At 38.5% G+C, this 17,519-nt stretch carries 16 protein-coding genes and 1 tRNA gene; 6 read left to right on the top strand and 11 right to left on the bottom strand.

Annotated elements, in window-relative coordinates; translation table 11 throughout:
* Nucleotides 1–9: 9 nt before the first annotated feature.
* The 3 genes from MR054_RS02545 (at nt 10) to MR054_RS02535 (ending at nt 2,033) form a co-directional block, all read left to right on the top strand.
* Nucleotides 10–378 (top strand): MmcQ/YjbR family DNA-binding protein, encoded by a 369-nt coding sequence (locus MR054_RS02545; protein ID WP_242155869.1) that lies wholly within the window; start codon nt 10–12, stop codon nt 376–378.
* A gap of 169 nt (nt 379–547) precedes the next feature.
* A complete protein-coding gene (locus MR054_RS02540; protein WP_242084308.1) occupies nt 548–1,339 on the top strand; it encodes a hypothetical protein in 792 nt (263 codons plus the stop codon).
* Nucleotides 1,340–1,454: 115 nt separating this feature from the next.
* A complete protein-coding gene (locus MR054_RS02535; protein ID WP_242155868.1) occupies nt 1,455–2,033 on the top strand; it encodes a PhnA domain-containing protein in 579 nt (192 codons plus the stop codon).
* A gap of 233 nt (nt 2,034–2,266) precedes the next feature.
* On the opposite strand, the gene MR054_RS02530 is transcribed toward MR054_RS02535, so the two are convergent.
* Nucleotides 2,267–3,574: a S28 family serine protease gene (locus MR054_RS02530; protein WP_242155865.1), complete on the bottom strand. Its 1,308-nt coding sequence runs from the start codon at nt 3,572–3,574 to the stop codon at nt 2,267–2,269.
* Between the two features lie 442 nt (nt 3,575–4,016).
* Here MR054_RS02530 and MR054_RS02525 point away from each other — a divergent pair, with 442 nt between their 5' ends.
* On the top strand, nt 4,017–4,295 hold the full coding sequence (locus MR054_RS02525) for a hypothetical protein (protein WP_242084311.1): 279 nt from the start codon (nt 4,017–4,019) through the stop codon (nt 4,293–4,295).
* Nucleotide 4,296: 1 nt separating this feature from the next.
* On the opposite strand, the gene MR054_RS02520 is transcribed toward MR054_RS02525, so the two are convergent.
* On the bottom strand, nt 4,297–5,397 hold the full coding sequence (locus MR054_RS02520) for a DUF4407 domain-containing protein (RefSeq protein WP_242155863.1): 1,101 nt from the start codon (nt 5,395–5,397) through the stop codon (nt 4,297–4,299).
* A gap of 242 nt (nt 5,398–5,639) precedes the next feature.
* On the opposite strand from MR054_RS02520, the gene MR054_RS02515 reads away from it, so the two are divergent.
* The gene (locus MR054_RS02515; protein WP_242155861.1) at nt 5,640–6,842 is read left to right on the top strand and encodes an NAD(P)/FAD-dependent oxidoreductase; all 1,203 of its coding nucleotides are present in this window, start codon (nt 5,640–5,642) and stop codon (nt 6,840–6,842) included.
* A 44-nt stretch (nt 6,843–6,886) separates the two neighbouring features.
* On the opposite strand, the gene MR054_RS02510 is transcribed toward MR054_RS02515, so the two are convergent.
* A complete protein-coding gene (locus tag MR054_RS02510; protein ID WP_242084507.1) occupies nt 6,887–7,765 on the bottom strand; it encodes a DMT family transporter in 879 nt (292 codons plus the stop codon).
* Between the two features lie 117 nt (nt 7,766–7,882).
* Entirely contained in the window at nt 7,883–9,271 is a 1,389-nt protein-coding gene (locus MR054_RS02505; RefSeq protein WP_242084314.1) for a dipeptidase, read from the bottom strand.
* Nucleotides 9,272–9,382: 111 nt separating this feature from the next.
* On the opposite strand from MR054_RS02505, the gene MR054_RS02500 reads away from it, so the two are divergent.
* Nucleotides 9,383–9,464, top strand: a tRNA-Leu gene (locus MR054_RS02500).
* Nucleotides 9,465–9,630: 166 nt separating this feature from the next.
* Here MR054_RS02500 and cysC read toward each other — a convergent pair.
* From cysC to MR054_RS02465, 7 genes are all read right to left on the bottom strand, one after another.
* The gene (gene cysC / locus MR054_RS02495; protein ID WP_242155860.1) at nt 9,631–10,224 is read right to left on the bottom strand and encodes an adenylyl-sulfate kinase; all 594 of its coding nucleotides are present in this window, start codon (nt 10,222–10,224) and stop codon (nt 9,631–9,633) included.
* A complete protein-coding gene (locus MR054_RS02490) occupies nt 10,221–10,637 on the bottom strand; it encodes a DUF2061 domain-containing protein (protein WP_242155857.1) in 417 nt (138 codons plus the stop codon). The genes cysC and MR054_RS02490 overlap by 4 nt, the downstream gene beginning before the upstream one ends.
* A 3-nt stretch (nt 10,638–10,640) precedes the next feature.
* Nucleotides 10,641–11,459 carry a 3'(2'),5'-bisphosphate nucleotidase CysQ gene (cysQ, locus tag MR054_RS02485; protein WP_242155855.1) on the bottom strand — a complete coding sequence of 273 codons (819 nt, stop codon included), beginning with the start codon at nt 11,457–11,459 and terminating at the stop codon, nt 10,641–10,643.
* 153 nt (nt 11,460–11,612) lie between these two features.
* Nucleotides 11,613–14,651, bottom strand: coding sequence for an aminotransferase class III-fold pyridoxal phosphate-dependent enzyme (locus MR054_RS02480; RefSeq protein WP_242155853.1), 3,039 nt, complete (start codon nt 14,649–14,651; stop codon nt 11,613–11,615).
* A 138-nt stretch (nt 14,652–14,789) separates the two neighbouring features.
* Nucleotides 14,790–15,389 carry a LutC/YkgG family protein gene (locus MR054_RS02475; protein WP_242155851.1) on the bottom strand — a complete coding sequence of 200 codons (600 nt, stop codon included), beginning with the start codon at nt 15,387–15,389 and terminating at the stop codon, nt 14,790–14,792.
* Entirely contained in the window at nt 15,382–16,767 is a 1,386-nt protein-coding gene (locus MR054_RS02470) for a lactate utilization protein B (RefSeq protein WP_242155842.1), read from the bottom strand. The genes MR054_RS02475 and MR054_RS02470 overlap by 8 nt, the downstream gene beginning before the upstream one ends.
* 10 nt (nt 16,768–16,777) lie before the next feature.
* Nucleotides 16,778–17,515: a (Fe-S)-binding protein gene (locus MR054_RS02465; protein ID WP_242155841.1), complete on the bottom strand. Its 738-nt coding sequence runs from the start codon at nt 17,513–17,515 to the stop codon at nt 16,778–16,780.
* Nucleotides 17,516–17,519: the final 4 nt, after the last annotated feature.

Raw genomic sequence — 17,519 nt, 5'->3', positions numbered from 1 at the left:
CATGGTATTATGAATATTGAGCAACTTCGGCAGTACTGCCTGAATAAAAAAGCAACCACTGAAGGATTCCCCTTCGATGATAGCACCTTAGTGTTTAAGGTGCTTGGTAAAATGTTTGTTATAGTCCCTTTAGATCAATGGGATAGAGGTGAAGCATCCATTACCTTAAAATGTGATACCGATTACACGGTAGAGCTACGTGAACAATTTGAAAGTATTTACGCGGGGCCCTACGTGAGTAATAAACACTGGAACACTGTTGCAATTTATAAAGGTGAACTTCAAGCCCAATTTATTTTGGAACTCATTGATCATTCTTACATGATGGTTGTCAAAGGATTGCCTAAAAAACAGCGGGATACCATATTGGGGAAGTAAGATTATTCAAAATTTTATTGTATATTTAATTTCTCTCCCAGAAAAATGATCGATAGCATGTTTTGAATGCCTTGGTTAGCATATGCTTTAATTAAGGTTTAACCCCACCCATAATCTAACAACAAAATTTTTAATTTATTATTTATACTAACTTTAATTTTATCAAATTATGAAAACGACTAATCAATTTTTTTCAGCAATTGTTATGCTTTTGCTAATTGTTCCTTTCGCCAACTTTGCACAAGAAGATGCAAGACCGGCATATGTTACGGTTACCAAATCGTATTGGAACAATAATTACGAGGGTTCTCCGGAGGAATGGAAGGCTGCGGAAAAAGAATATATGGAGAAGGTTACTAAAAAGAATGAACATATATCTTGGGCGGGATATTTTATGCATTTAATGACAGAACACAGTAATGAGGTTATCTATGCGCAATCCTATCCAAGTTGGGATGCTATAGATAAAGCTGCGGCAAGAAATGCTGAGCTTGAAAAAGAAGCATGGCCTAATGACGATGAACGTTCGGCCTTTTTAAAGAAGCTGGGTTCTGCCTATTCCCTATTTCATTCCGATGAGATTTATGCCACCATGTCCGGTGCAAAGCCACTGGAAGGGGAAGTTACAGAGGACATGATATTATATGTGCGTCAAAATAAAATGGCTTTTCCCGAAGGCGGATCCATGGACGAATGGGATGGGCTCTATAATAAGGTTGTCGAAAATGTAATTAAAAAAAATGAGTATTTGAAAGCGTATTATCCCGAAAGACATGCGTGGGGCTCAGATCGCAGGGATTTTAATGAAGTTATGTATGTAGAATCTATGTGCGATTTGGAGAAAATGCTCGATAAACACCAAGAATTAATGGGTGAAGCTCTAACCTCAGACGAGCGAAAAGCGTTAAATAAATATTTTAAAAGTCATGGGGATTATCTATATTCTCCAATAAAGCTTTAAGAAACGAATTCGTATAATACTCAATAAAGGCTGTCAAAAAAGGGACAGCCTTTTTTTCTGAGCTTGTATCAGAACACATTTAGATGTAATATTGCTAAAAATTAAGAAAAAATCAATGCATGTTTTAGCAACTTTAAGGGAGAGAAGCAATAATACATGTGAGTTATGTGGGACCAAAGAAAACCTTAAACAATACACCATTCCCCCTTCATTAAATGAAAATGTTGACCGTGATGTTTTGGTATGCCAAATATGCTTGGATCAAATTGAAGGCCATACGCCCATGAATCCAAATCATTGGCGATGTTTAAACGATAGTATGTGGAGCGAACATGTTCCGGTCAAAATCATGGTCTGGAGACTGCTGCAAAGACTTCGTCAAGAAGGATGGCCAAAGGATTTGTTGGATATGATGTACTTAGATGATGCCTCCTTGACTTTCGCCCGCGCCACAGAAGATGACAAAGAGCCAAGTGAAAAAGTCATTCATAAGGATGCCAATGGTGTCACCTTAAAAGTTGGGGATTCTGTGGTTCTATTAAAGGATTTAAAGGTAAAAGGCTCAAGTATGGTTGCCAAGCAAGGGACCGTAGTGAGGAACATTCGCCTAGATCCGGATAATGAAGACTATATTGAAGGCAAGGTGGGAGGACAACAGATCGTAATCATTACCGATTACGTTAAAAAAACCTAGTTGTTTTCATCTTTTTTTCGAAACAAGCCAAAACCAAATGGTAAAATCAATATAAGGAAGAGATATTTCCCGGTGACTAAGCCATAAATGGTGATTCCTGCCAGGAGTACCATGAGCAGTATTTTAAGATTGTAATTCATAGACTATTATTCCCTAAATTCAATATTTAAAAGGGATCAAAAATTTATTAAGACTTCAATATATTACCGATTACCAACCCGTTTCCTGTAGTTTTATTTTAACCAATGGTCTATAATGTCAAATATTTTTTCCTGACTCTCTTTATCAAAATTTTTAATACGGGTTTTATGGTCTCCTTTGGGGAGAGTAAATTTGTAAAGTTCCCTGCGTTTTGCAGTCCCATTTAAATTCACCGCTGTTGCGCTCCAGGCATCGTATTCACCATATATAAAAAGCATTTTTTCAGCAGAGGTGTCTAAAAATGATTTGATCTCTTTCATAGGTATGGGATTAAAAGGTTTGGAGATGCTATCGGGAAATGCCCAATCAAATTTATAAATTGCATCGGTATTTAAATAGTCTTTAAACGGGCCCGTTTCATAACCATAGATACCCTGTTCGGTAAGGGCGGCCCAAAAATAGGGTTGGAGGTACTCAACGGCCGAAGCTTCGAAGAAACCATAGCCTACCACATCAATCAGATGATCATAAATCGTTTGAATGCTGGCCGTTTTCAAGGGAATGTTGTCCAGATCCTTTCCCCACTGCCAAAACGCAAAAGCATATTCCAGAATCGTATAGTCTAAAGCCTTTTCAACTCCAAATTCCCAGGATAAATTCTTTTTCTTGGCGACGGCTTTCATCTGTTCCAGTAAAGCTGCTCTATTTTCAAAGCATAAATCCTGAAACGCCTTTATCTTCGCTCGATCCTGATTGGTGCCAACCGTTTTTAAGAATTCATATATTCTGGGGTCTTCCCGTTGAAAATTTAAAGGGCCAACATAGCAAACACAGGCGTCAACATTTTTTGGAAAAAATCGCCTATGGGCCATGGCTGTCTGGCAGCCTTTGGATATTCCCGTTGAAATAAATTTTGAATGCGGATAAACGGCTTGACGTATCGCATCTATTATTCTAGCCTGATCTCTCGCAGCATTCGCAATAGTTAAGGTATTCCAGTCAATGTTTTCCGGTCGTGATGTATTAAAATATCGATGTTCAATGGTCAGTTGATTGGTTTTATAATGATCCGCCAGTTCATTTGCTTTATCGTTACCTATACCATATCCTCTTAAGTTAACTATTACCGGTTTGTTTGTGTTTTCGAAACCTAAATAAACCCGTTGTTTGAAGGTGCCCTTGGAAAGATCGTTGTAATCAATAGGTTGTTCAAACCAGATCTCATAATTCTCATCAAAATGGCTAATTGGATCACGCTTTTCAATCTTTACCACAATGGGAATACTTGCCAGCTTTTCAAAAGTCGATTTATCCGCCTGAGTCGATGTTGGAGATGCAATTTTACAATGGGTTAAAATAGATACAAGAAGAAAGAGATAGAGTATATGCTTAGCGTTCATAAATAACAGTTTTAAAGAGATTTTTAAGTAGTATAAGGGCCATGTCTAACACGAGATATCTGTTGTAACTATTCAAGGCAAATTTATTTTTAGAAGTTACCAAAAAAATATCATAATAAAATCAACCTCAGGAGTTAGTAAAATGCACCCGACACTCAAGAGCCGTGATGTCTTTATTCAGATTAGTTTGTACATAAATTTTGAGATAGGTCACCGTACAAAACGTAAAGAACAAGATTCCATGACAAGTAACTTAATATGAGTAATTAGTGGTATCTAAATATACAAAATTAGGTAATATCGTTTAAAAGCACCTAACAAACCCATAAGATGTTACCGTTTATCGAAAAATCAAAAAAATGTGAAATATATTAAATATATTTGACTGAAAATCAATTTATTGTACCCTGAGTCTAATTAATTTTTAACCTCATTATGTGATATGGATCTGCGAATTACCAGTTATGGAAATTTTTTAAAAGTTAAAGGTGTTCTTAATAAACGAAATTTTCATTTGTTTGAACGCGAACTTAACCTTATTTTAAACAGGGGCAACAAGATTGTAGTTAATGTTGTGGGAATTGAACATATTGATCGGTACGGCATAAAAAACCTATTGGAATTACATCGTTTGGCTGTAATGAACAAAAAGGACGTGTCTATTATAGGCAGTGGACCAACCCGATTATACAATAAATTTAAATCGGAGACCCTAGTCTAACTTACAAAATACTTTTTTGTTTGCTAAAAAATGAATCCGCTTGCAACTGCAATATTTCTTTGGCCTTTTTACGTTTGTATTGATATAATTCCTCTTCAGATTTAAGATCGTCGTAAATACGATTGTTTATGGCATAATCAGTATTTAGCATGACTTCTCTTTGTTTTTTGTTCTGCAGTACTTGAGATCTTATAGCAGATTCTTGTTCATCCAGTTTATAGTCGTAGATACCTTTTGGTGACAACAGTTTGGCAAAAATGGGAGAAGTTTCAATTGCCAAGAAAAGGAGAAATATAAAGAATGATGGTAACCAGGGCAGTTTATCCAAAGCATTTACCCGAGCCATAAGGCCGTCAAAATTGTTGATAATGGGCTGTGTATTGGTAATTTTATTTTGCAACGCATTTTGCGATGCCGAAATTTGGCCTTCAATGGCTAGTATTTTTGAACGATTTTCTGTCCTTAATTGTTGGAGTTCGGCCAAAGCAGCATCATGTTTATCTCGTTTTTCCTTATAGACGGGGCCTTTGCCTAAAAGCATGGTTCCAGCAGTCCCTTCGGCTTCGGAAATGTAAGTCTCATACAGTCCATTAACTTCTTCTTCTTTAGAATGGATCGCTTGTTGTAAGGATGTCATTTCACTTTTTAAAGCCTCAATATCCGGTCCGTACTGTTGTTCGATCTGGTGTTTATTGGCAAGGGTCATTTCATGCTTTTCGGCCAACAATACCTGGTCAATTTCCTTCTTAAAAATTTTAAGTTCAAGAGGCTTGGCAATAACTATAGCAATAATAATAGCCAGGATAATTCGTGGAGAGGCTTGTATGAGTTCGTCCATCAAATGCCCTGTTTTTTTTATAGTAGAAACAATAAAACGGTCTAAATTAAAAATAAGCAGCCCCCAAATAAATCCAAATAAAATAGCAACGACTACATTGTTGAACACGGTAAAAAGGGCATAACTGGCTGCAATAAAAGCCATAAGAGCTGTAAAAAAAACGGTCGCACCAATGCCGGCATATTTGTTTTGTTCACCTTTAGAGCAATGCTCTAAAATAAGGGGATCACTACCCGAGCAGATAATAAAAAAGCGGTTTAACATAACGTGATTGTTTTTTGATTGTTCCTTTGGCTTCTCTGCACTATTGGCAGAAAATGGCATAGGATTGATTATGTATTAGAACGTGAAATGGGATGAATTGTTACATTTTAATGTAAAAAAGAATGTACAGTTTATAATAGACCAGATTTACTTGAGCGGAATAATAGGGTTCCTCCTTATGTGACTTTTGTAACATACGGTATGGATTATATGGTCTAATTTTGATATATAAATTAATAATCATGACCACAACAGTAATAATAGGAGGGAACTTTGCAGGGATGACTGCAGCTCTCGAGTTGAAACGTAAAGGCAAAAAGGACCATAGAGTAATAATGGTAGATAAATCGCCATTATTTTTGTTTATTCCATCATTAATTTGGGTGCCTTTTGGAAGGCGGGAAATTAAGGATATATCTTTTAGAAAGGATACTATCCTTGAAAAAAAAGGCGTTGAATTCATCCATGCCGAAGCCTTGCGCGTAGATACCGATAAACAAATTGTTCTTTCCGATAAGGGTGAAATACCATACGACCATTTGGTTATTGCCACCGGACCAAAAGTAAAATATGATGTGGCACCGGGTGTAAAGGAATTTGCACATTATATCGGTACACCAAATGGAGCCATGAAAACCAGAGCTGCATTGGACGCTTTTAAAAAAGATCCTGGTGATATTGTCATTGGAGCAACCCAAAATGCAGGCTGTATGGGTGCAGCCTATGAGTTTTTGTTTAATGTTGAAAAGTGGCTGCGTGAACAGCATATTCGTAAAAAAGTAAACCTGTATTGGATTACTCCGGAGACTTTTTTAGGACATTTTGGTATCGATGGCATGACCGGTGGCCAAACGATGCTTAAATCCTTTATGAAGATGTTTAATATACACTATAGAACGGAGGTTGGTGTGAAAGAGGTTCTAAAAGATAAGGTTATTCTTAGTACAGGTGAAACGATTAATAGCAAGTTCACCATGCTTATGCCTCCGTTCATTGGTGTTGATTTTGTTTCAAAATCTGAAGGGTTAAAAGCGACACAAGCAGGATATATTCCTGTGGGTGACAATTACCGACATACCGAATTACCCAGTGTCTGGGCAGCTGGTATAGCAGTGGATGTTAAGGTGCCTTTTAAACCCGGTAAAGTGCCTTTCTCGACCCCTAAAACGGGTTACCCTTCTGATGAAACCGGTAAAATTGTCGCTGAAAATATCCATAGAGTTACCCAGGGTAAAACAAATCTAAAACAAAAGGCATGGGGTAAAATACCTGGTATTTGTGTGATGGATGCAGGTAAAAAAGAAGTTATTATTTTAAGTAACAATCTTTTTAAGCCACGTCTTTTCGCCATAATGATACCCAATGTCATATTTGATTTTTCTAAAGTATTATTCGAAAAGTATTTCCTTTGGAAAACAAAACATGGGTACTCTCAATTACCATAGTGTGGTTTGATTGAAGACAAGGGGTTATCACTTAGGTAGTGTTGTTATTTTGATAGCTCCTTGTTTTTCTTATTGGATCGAATGCTTTCGATAACTACGGTTAAAAGGATAATGAATCCACCAATATAGGTATTCCAACTTGGTATTTCGTTTAGAAAAATAAAGGCAATGACGATGCCTAAAATTGGTTGAATGCTGCTAATGATACTTGCTGTACTCACCGTAAAATGCCTTAAACTATTCACTAACATCGTGTGTCCTACGGCGGTTGTAATAACTCCGAGAATAATAATATAAGGGTACTGCGTCTTAATGTTAGACGTGTCTTGAAGCCATAATACAGGTAATAATACGACACTGATAATCGTAATTTGATAGAACATAATGGCAGTGCTATTGTAACGCGATACCATTTGCTTGGAGATAATATTGCGTATAGAAAAGAACAAAGCCGAGAGCAACCCAAATAATGCACCCCTCACATGGGCACTTTCCAAATTAAATTCCGGTGCCAGGATATAAATCCCAAACAAAACCATTATTCCCAGTAATATATATACAGGATCAAATTTTGTGTCTATAAATAGGGGTTCTATTAGAGCCGTTAATATAGGGTATACAAACAGGGACAACATACCAATAGCCACATTTGAGAGTTTCAGGGCATAGAAATAGGTTATCCAATGTGTTGCTAAAAAGAGCCCGCTTAAAATGAAAAGGATCAAGTCTTTTCGTGATCTCAGCACCAAACGGTATTTTTTATATCTACAAAACCCATACAACAATAATGAAGCTAATATGGAGCGCCACCAGATGATGACAGGAACAGGCATATCAATGAATTTGCCCAACGCACCGGATGTACTAATAAATAAAGTGGCTAATAAAAGAAGGAAGATATAGTTTAAATGACTGTTCTGCATCAATTCAAATAGGTTAGTAATTTAGAATCTGTTCGTACACTTTAGTGCTGACAAGGGCGTTCCATGTCATTCTTTTATAGAAACTAGTAATGGTATTAAAGCAATTCAATACCTTATTCATTGAGAAAGCTCCGTAAAGTATTTGTAAAAGAACGGAATGGTTTCTATACCTTTTAAATAATTCCAAATGCCAAAATGTTCATTAGGAGAGTGTATCGCATTACTATCCAGACCAAAGCCCATTAAAATGGTTTTGCTTTGCAATTCTTTTTCGAAAAGGGATACTATGGGAATACTACCGCCGCTCCGTTGCGGAATAGGCGTTTTTCCGAAGGTTTTCTGGTAGGCCTTACTGGCGGCTTGATATCCTATATGATCCAAAGGAGTGACATAGCCTTGTCCACCATGATGGGGAATTACATTGACTTTTATACCTTTTGGAGCGATACTTTTGAAATAATCCGTAAATAATTGCGTAATTTCCTCCCAGTCTTGATGGGGTACCAATCGCATAGATATTTTGGCAAAGGCTTTACTGGCAATAACGGTTTTAGCACCTTCTCCGGTATAGCCTCCCCAAATGCCATTAACGTCTAAGGTTGGTCTTATAGAGGTTCGCTCATGGGTTGAATACCCGGCTTCTCCATAGACCGCATCAATATTCAAGGCCTTTTTATAATCTTCTAAGTCAAATGGAGCTTTTGCCATTTCTGCTCTTTCAATTTCCGAAAGTTCTTCGACCTTATCATAAAATCCCGGAATGGTGATATGGTTGTTAGCATCATGCAACGAGGCAATCATTTTCGACAAAATATTGATAGGATTAGCTACGGCACCACCATAGAGGCCGGAATGTAAATCGCGATTTGGTCCAGTAACTTCTACTTCAACATAACTTAGGCCACGTAAGCCCGTGGTGATGGATGGTGTGGTATTGGCAATCATTCCCGTATCGGAAATCAGGATGATATCATTTTTTAATTTCTTCCGATTATTTTTAACAAATACACTTAAGCTAGGACTGCCGATTTCTTCCTCCCCTTCAATCATAAATTTCACGTTGCAAGGCAATTGGTCGTTAGCAGTCATGTACTCCATGGCCTTAACATGCATGTACATTTGACCTTTGTCATCACTGGCACCCCGAGCAAAAATAGCACCTTCTGGATATTTAACCGAGGTTTTAATAACAGGCTCAAATGGAGGCGAATGCCATAAATCTAATGGATCAGGTGGCTGTACGTCGTAATGCCCATAAACCAGGACAGTTGGTAAATGTGGATGAATTATTTTTTCCCCATAAACAATGGGATGTCCTTTGGTTTGGCAAATTTCAACTGAACTGCAACCGGCGTTTTCTAAGCTTATTTTTACAGCTTCAGCCGTTTTTAAAACAGCATTCTTATAATTAGAATCTGCACTTACGGATGGTATTTTCAGCAATTCTATAAGTTCATTGATAAAACGGTCCTTGTGCTTCGTAATATAGGATTGGATGGTGCTCATGGAAGGTATAATATAGTTGATTTCAAAAGTATAAAAAAAGAATGTTTTTAAGGGTTTCAGGGTTGCATTTTAAAAATCTTGATTATATTTGCATCCCGATATTGGGATTTAGCGGGCGTGGTGGAATTGGTAGACACGCTAGACTTAGGATCTAGTGCCGCGAGGTGTGGGAGTTCGAGTCTCCCCGCCCGTACGATAGAGCTTCTTGGAAACAAGAGGCTTTTTTTATGGATTACCTTTTTATGGGACTATGCCATGGAGGCGAGAAGTTTATCCTGAGCGAGTTTACCCTGAGCGTAGACGAAGGGAAGGGAGTCTCCCCGCCCTAACGATAGCGCTTCCTGGAAACAGGAGGCTTTTTATTTTAGGTCCAATTTGCCTTTTATATGTTGAAAAATAATAGCAACAGATTCGGCAACCGTATTTACATGGGATACTACCACATCCGGGTTTTCCGGAATTTCATAGGGAGCCGATATACCGGTCATATTTTTAATTTTTCCTTGCCGGGCTTTTTTATATAAACCTTTAACATCTCTTCTTTCACATTCTTCCAGACTGGTGTTTACAAAAACTTCGATGTAATTATCCAATCCGACAGTGTTCCTAATAAAATTTCTGTCCTTTTCATAGGGGGCCACAAAAGCAGCAAGAACCACCAAGCCGGCATCGACAAATAGTTTTGATATTTCACCTATTCGCCTATTGTTTTCCGATCGATCTTCGGGAGAGAACCCTAAATTTTTATTGATGCCACGTCTTATGTTATCCCCATCCAAAACATAGGTGTGAATATGCATCAGGTTCAGTTTTACTTCCAATGCATTGGCTAATGTCGATTTTCCTGAGCCCGATAAACCAGTAAAAAAAACCAAAAATGAATTATGCCCATTTAATTTTTGACGCTCCTCCTTGCTAATTTTGTATTTGTGGTCTGTAAGATGTTTTGTCATTGTTTTGAAGATCTTCGTTTATCTAAGCCAAAATTTATTTTATACCATGCCCGTTCATGTAAATAATATAATCCCATTTTTGTAAGCACTTCAGCAAGGCCAATGCTAAACCCGGTTAATGGATTGCCTGTAATAATCCATGCGATTAACATGGTGTCTAAAGTTCCTATGATGCGCCAGGTTACGGTTTTAAACAAATGTCTTTTCTGGCTTTCGGTTACATTAACTTTATACCAAAGTTGTTCATGACCATAGTACAGAATCATTTTTGTTACCAGCTCCAAGCCACTAATTTTAAGCCCCGATAATGGGTTTCCTGTTATGATCCAGGATAATACAAAGGTATCGAATGTTCCAATTATTCTCCAGGTTATTGCCTTTGCTATATGTCTTTTGTGTATGTTAGAGGACATCTTTTACCTTGAAACTAAAAAATAACTGTTTAACAAATTTTCCCTGTTGTATGTCATTGGTTTGTCCGTTTGCTGGTCAATTACCTTTAATCCAACAGCTTCACAAATGGCCTGACCCGCTGCGGTATCCCATTCCATCGTAGGCGCAAATCTAGGATAAATATCCGCTTTCCCTTCAGCCATTAGACAAAATTTTAATGAACTGCCCTTAGAAACAATGTCCACCTGCTTGCCTTTTTCTTTGAGACTTTCAACATAATTCAGAGTCTCCTGATTCATATGGGATCGACTACCTACCACCCGTACTTTCGTATGGTGTTCTAAAGAAAGCTGTATGGAATGCTCGTCTTGAAATAGAATGTGCTCCAGAGGGTGGTTCACATCTTGGATAACCGTTTTGTATGCTCTTGTTTTATTTGAATTGGTGTAATAGAGTGCCTTATCTACAGGTACATAAATGATGCCTAATGTTGTTATTCCATTTTTTATAAGTGCAATATTTATAGTAAACTCACCATTCTTTTTTATAAATTCTTTGGTGCCATCAATGGGATCCACAATCCAGCATTGGCTCCAGCTTTTTCTTGTGGAGTATGACACTTGTTTACTTTCTTCACTTATAATGGGTATGCCAGTTGTTTCAAGTTTATTTCTAATAATTTCGTTTGACACCAAATCTGCCTGTGTAAGTGGAGATTTATCGTCTTTATAACCTATTGAAAAATCCGAATGGTAAATTTTAAGGATCTCTTCTCCTGCAATTAGTGAAGCCCTTATGGCTATTTTCAAGTAGTGGTCTAGGGTCGACATGTTATCAAACATAAGGAATTTTTTATAATACAAACTTTTAGGTAAAGACTAAATTTAAGATAATTAAATCGATTTGAAACATCATTTAAAACAAGGGTTGCATGCGGATTGAACCTAGGGAGAATCTTGTTTCGAATGTAAAATAAATGCACCATACAAGGGGGATTAATCTATATTTCCTGATTTCATAAAATCCTCATTTAAAATTTGACTCAGGTAAAAAATGAGATCTTTGGCATTTGCCTTTGTAAAAATCATCGGGGGTTTAATTTTTAGCACATTACCGCTGGGACCATCCGAACTCATTAAAATGCCATGGTCTTTCATACGGTTAACCAGGTAATCAGTCTGTTTTGGCAAGGGGTTCAAATCGCTATCCACTAACTCTATTCCCAAAAACAAACCTTGACCACGAACCTCGCCAATAATGGGAAATGTTTTAGCCAGCGTTTTTAATTCTGATTTTAAAAATTGGCCTATAAGCCTGGCATTTTCCTGCAGGTTTTCTTGTTTCACAATCCTCAAAACTTCAGCCCCAATGGCGCAAGATACCGGATTACCACCAAAGGTGTTAAAATATTCCATACCGTTGGCGAATGCATTGGCTACATCTTGAGTACAAACCACCGCAGCCAGAGGATGCCCATTCCCTAAGGGCTTGCCTATTGTAATAATGTCAGGAGCGACATCATGCAATTGAAATCCCCAGAATGTTTTTCCTACACGACCACAACCTACCTGCACTTCATCAGAAATGCAAAGCCCGCCGGCCGCCCTAATTTTCTTGTAGGCTTCATTCAAAAATCCTTTGGGCAGTTCAATTTGACCTCCACAGCTAATAATGGGTTCAATAATAAAAGCACCAACACCACGTCCTTTTTTTCTAACTTTATCTATTTGTCTTTGTACTTCATCGGCATAGGCACTGGCCGTGTTATTCCCCCTGTATTTGCCTCTAAAGGCATCGGGGATCGGAAAAATATGGGTGTGCTCCGGAGCACCCTGTCCGCCCTTACTATCAAATTTATAGGATGATATGGCGACACAACTATTGGTATTGCCATGATACCCAAATTCCGACGCTATAATATCCCGTTCACCGGTAGCTGCCTTTACCATTCTAATGGCCAGTTCGTTGGCTTCGCTTCCCGAATTTACAAAATGCACTACATTTAATCGTGGTGGTAAGGTCTCTAAAAGTTCTTTTGTCAGGGTGTTAATATACTCATGTAAATAACGTGTATTGGTATTGATGAGAGCCATTTGATCCTGACCTGCTTTTACAACGCCATAGTTCTCATGTCCAACATGGGCCACGTTATTTACGGTATCCAGATAGCTTTTGCCATATTGGTCTATAAGATATTGTCCTGAGCCCCGAACCATTTTTACAGGGACTTTATATTGAAGACTTAGGCTTTTTCCCAGATGTTGTTTTCGGTAACGAATCAAGTCATTATTAGAAACTGAATTCTTTTGGTCAAGGGGTCTTAGTTTAAACAGTAGGTTTGGATTCGGACAAATCCCTTTCCAAACCTCCATTTGCCTGTGATAGGCGACTCCGGGAAAATCGGTCTTATAATCCAATAAGGACAACATCATTTGAAAATGAAGATGGGGTACCCAATTGCCATTTTCGGGATAATTACCCAATAAGCCGATGATGTCTCCCTTTTTTATAAGATCCCCAACGTTATGCCTTGTGGCACTTTTTACACTTAAATGCCCATAAAGGGTATAAAAAATTAAGGTGCCACGAGCATGCTTTAAAACAACCAGGCCCCCATATTCCTTATCTCCGGCATCGTTTACAGCCATGACTACTTCGCCATCAAGCAAAGCACAAACAGGAGTACCATGAGGAATCCAGAAATCAATCCCTAAATGTATGGTCCGGCTTTCCTTACCACTATTACCAATTTTATGGTAAGCCGAAGAGGTGTATAGAACACGGGGTTCCAAATAACCTCCGGCGATGATTTTATGGGGAACCTTTTTTTGAAGCTGGTTAATTTTAAATTCGAAAAGGGCTAAATCATTAAATTCTTCCTGATGCCCTACCCATTTGCCCGATACACTTAAATCAAGAGAATGAATGTCATTTTTGCCAATACTAGGGAATAGATCCGAAAGGTAAAAGGTATTGCTTTCGGACCATTCGATAAATTTTTCTTCATGGGGATGCGCTGTATAACCACAGGCCCATCGAAAGCTATAAGTGGCAAATGCCATTGAAGTTAAATGCCATTTTTTCAAGACTGCCCAAGCGGGTTTTTCACTTATAAGTAGGTACTTATTATCGGGTTCTTTAATTTTATTGATAGCAGATTTGGTAACCGAAATCACCAAACGCATAGCGATGGTAATGTACAGGTAGTCCAATTCTTCTTCCAGCAAGGGAAAGGCACTGTGGTATCCTTTAACAACGGGAAGGGCCGCATCCAGAGGATCGTTGTGATTCATCATGGCGTAGGCACAGGCGATTGCCAAATCGTTAATAATTTGTGTGTAAACTGAGTCGCCATAATCGATGGCAGCTTTTACAGTTGGCTTGCGCAGATCTTCTGAAACAATAATATTGTTGTCGTTTGCATCGTTATGTACCACGGCTTTTCTTAATAAGGCATAGGGCTTTTGTGAGGCTTCAAATTGCTCCAGAAATGAACTCAGGATATCTTTTTCCTCGCCCTTAAATAAAGCGATATGGTCTTTTGTCCAAAGCGCCTGGGCCACATCCCATACAAATTCACGGTGCGCCATGTCATGGTCAAACCCCTGTAATGTTTTTGTTAAAAGGCCAAACTGTTTCCCCAAACTAAAACGTAAATCATCCAATTGTGGATTAACATCGCTCCAAATCCTTCCGGGGATCCAAGTTAACAAACGAACATGACGCCTGTGTCCATAAGCATCAGTAATTTCAGATAGGCTTTTACCGTAAATGTCTTGAACCACTTTAGGAGCAATCAAATGGCTGCCAGTAGCTTCAATATATTGTAATAGCTGTTGCTGAAAATCAAGTAGCTCCAGGGTGTCATTGGGGCGTGAAATTTTCAGAATGTAGTCGTTGGAAGCTAAGGTCTGTATTTTAAAGTTAAAATCCATTTCACCCGGTAAAGGCCATGCTGATCCTTCGAGGTTATAGAGCCTCAAGAGAATCCCTTCGGCTTGTTTAGAGGATATGTTTAATCTGCTAAAATTCATTAAATCGAAAGCATAAATACCGTTAGCTTTTAAACTTTAAATTTATGATATTCCTTTGTTAAATAACGATTTTTATAAGTAAAGATGTTGACTTATTTAATGTTCAATTCACTATGGCAATACCCATTTCAAGGGGGGTTAAGGGGTGGTATCTGCAGTTAACAGCAAAACGGTTAAACTAAGGGCGCCCTGTGCGCCTATAACAAGGGCTTGTTCAATATCTGCGGTTTTTGAAGGGCCTGAAATAAAGACTCCAAAGTTAAAGTCTCGGATTTTCTCATAGGCTTGATGCATGTAAGGAACTATTGCTTTTTCTTCTATAACAAAAACCAGGTGCTTGGTAATAAAGGGCAGTACGCGTATGGGGAATTTTGAATCATCAATCCAAACAGCGCCATTTTCGGCGACGGCCAAATCACTCTTCACCATCAAGATATCCAAATCTTCCAAGTCATGGGGTCTTTCAATAGCATCGAAAGAAAACGTGTTGATTTCATGGGTATTTTCAAGTGTAGAATGAGTAAATCGGGCATTGGGTAGCAAGGTCTTTAGTTTTGAATGCACCGCTTCCATTGAATCTATGGGACATACATTACCCCCAACGGCCTCAAGCGTTTTAGTAAATGCAGGTACTACATCCAGACCTTCATCAAAAATGCTTGGGTCAATATGGAGTAAATCCATAGGTTCGGGTTTATTCGCTTTTATTTTTGTTAATATTTGAGATCTACTATCCATTATTTTTCATTCTTTTTGTGTTTTCTCTGTTTTGATGCCATTCGGTAAAACTCATTTTAGGACCTTTGGGTAATTCTCTTGATTTTCCCCAAACATTGGGTTTGGCATATAAAATGGATTTGGGTAAGTTCCGCAAGGCCCATCGGCAGAATTTGGCGAAGCGATTAAATTGTGTTGGATTTGAAAAGAGGCTACCCATAATTTTCATAGATTTCCGTTTTAGCATAGGCTGCTTCATTTCCTTGGTTATAATTTGTCGCCATTTATACAATTGGGAGTGAATGTCAATTTTAACAGGGCACACATCAGAACAGGATCCACAAAGGGTAGAGGCAAAGGGCAGACTACTGTGCTTTTTTAAATCTTTTCCAGGGGAAAGAATAGAGCCAATGGGTCCTGGTATGGTATAGTTGTAGCTATGTCCGCCACTACGTCTATAAATGGGACAGGTATTCATACATGCACCACATCGTATACAGTGTAACGATGCCCTGAAATCAGGTTTGCCCAATTGCTCAGAACGTCCGTTGTCGACGATAACGATATGCATTTTAAGGCCTTTTGCTGGGGTTTTAAAATGCGAGGAATATGTCGTTATGGGTTGTCCGGTAGCCGATCGAGCCAGTAAACGCAAAAATACCCCTAAATGATCTTGCTTTGGAATGAGTTTTTCCATTCCCATACACGCTATATGAACTGGGGCAAGATGGGCTCCCATATCGGCATTACCCTCATTAGTGCAAACTACAAAACCTCCGGTTTCGGCAATGGCAAAATTTACTCCGGTAATGGCTGCATCGGCATTAATGAATTTTTCACGAAGATGTTTTCTAGCTTTTTGGGTAAGGTATTGAGGGTCACCATTGCATGGTTTGGTGTTTAAATGTTGTTGAAATAAATCATCAACTTCATGCCTGTTTTTATGGATGGCAGGTAAAACAATATGACTCGGAGATTCCTTCGCTAATTGCACAATGCGTTCACCCAAATCGGTATCAATAACTTCAATGCCACGCTCTTCCAAAAAGGGATTTAGGTGACATTCTTCCGTAAGCATGGATTTGCTCTTAACCACTTTTTTTGCCTGGCATTCTTTTAGAATACGGTGTACAATTTTATTGTGTTCTTCAGCATTTGTGGCCCAATGGACTTCAATACCATTGCTAAGAGCATTTTTTTCAAATTCAATTAAATATTGGTCCAGATTTGCAAGCGTGTGGGCTTTGATTTGATGCCCGAATTCACGCAGCGTTTCCCAACCTTTTACTTTATGCGCAGAAAGATCCCTTTTGTGTCGTACAAACCATAAGGCTTTGTCGTGCCAGTCGACTTTCTTTTCGTCTTCATTAAAGATATTTGCTAATTTTGGGTGACTCATGGTTGTTTTGTTAACTGCCACTATTTAGTATTTCTGCAATGTGCATCACCTTTATGGGTTGTTTGTTACGCATTATTAAGCCTTCTAAATGCATTAAGCAGGACATGTCTGTTGCGGTAATAATTTCTACACCGTTGTTAAGGTGGTCTTTTATTTTATCCTTACCCATTTTAATGGATACGGCTTCTTCGGTTACGGCAAAAGTACCGCCAAACCCACAACATTCGTCAGCCCTGTTAAGCGGCATAATTCGAACGCCCTTAACCTGTTGTAGCAAATCCTCCATATACGAATAATGGTTTCCAACACGTTCTGAGCATGACCCTAAACGTAAACCGCGGAGGCCATGGCAGCTTTGGTGTAAACCAACCCTAAAGGGGAAAGTGGCGCCCACATCCTTAATTTTTAACACATTGATTATAAAATCGCAAAGCTCGAATATGTTGTTCCTCACTTTTTGGGTGGTAGGCGTTTGCTCCATAATGTTGTAGTGTTTTTTTACGTGATAGGCACAACTGCCGGACGGGGTCACAACATAATCGAAATCCTTAAAGTTTTTCACAAAGTTTTGGCATGCTCCTAAAGACTCTCTTTCATAACCAGCATTGGCCATGGGTTGTCCACAGCAGGTTTGCCCGGAAGGATAGGTCACCTGTACATTTAGTTTTTCCAGAAGTTCGAGTGTCGCTATACCCACCTTAGGGTATAATTGATCGATATAACAAGGGATGAATAGTCCTATGCTCACTGCG

The organism is Aestuariivivens sediminis (genome assembly GCF_022662105.1).
GTDB lineage: Bacteria > Bacteroidota > Bacteroidia > Flavobacteriales > Flavobacteriaceae > Aestuariivivens > Aestuariivivens sediminis.
The sequence above is the reverse complement of the archived record's forward strand: the minus strand, read 5'-3'. Positions and strand labels throughout refer to the sequence as shown.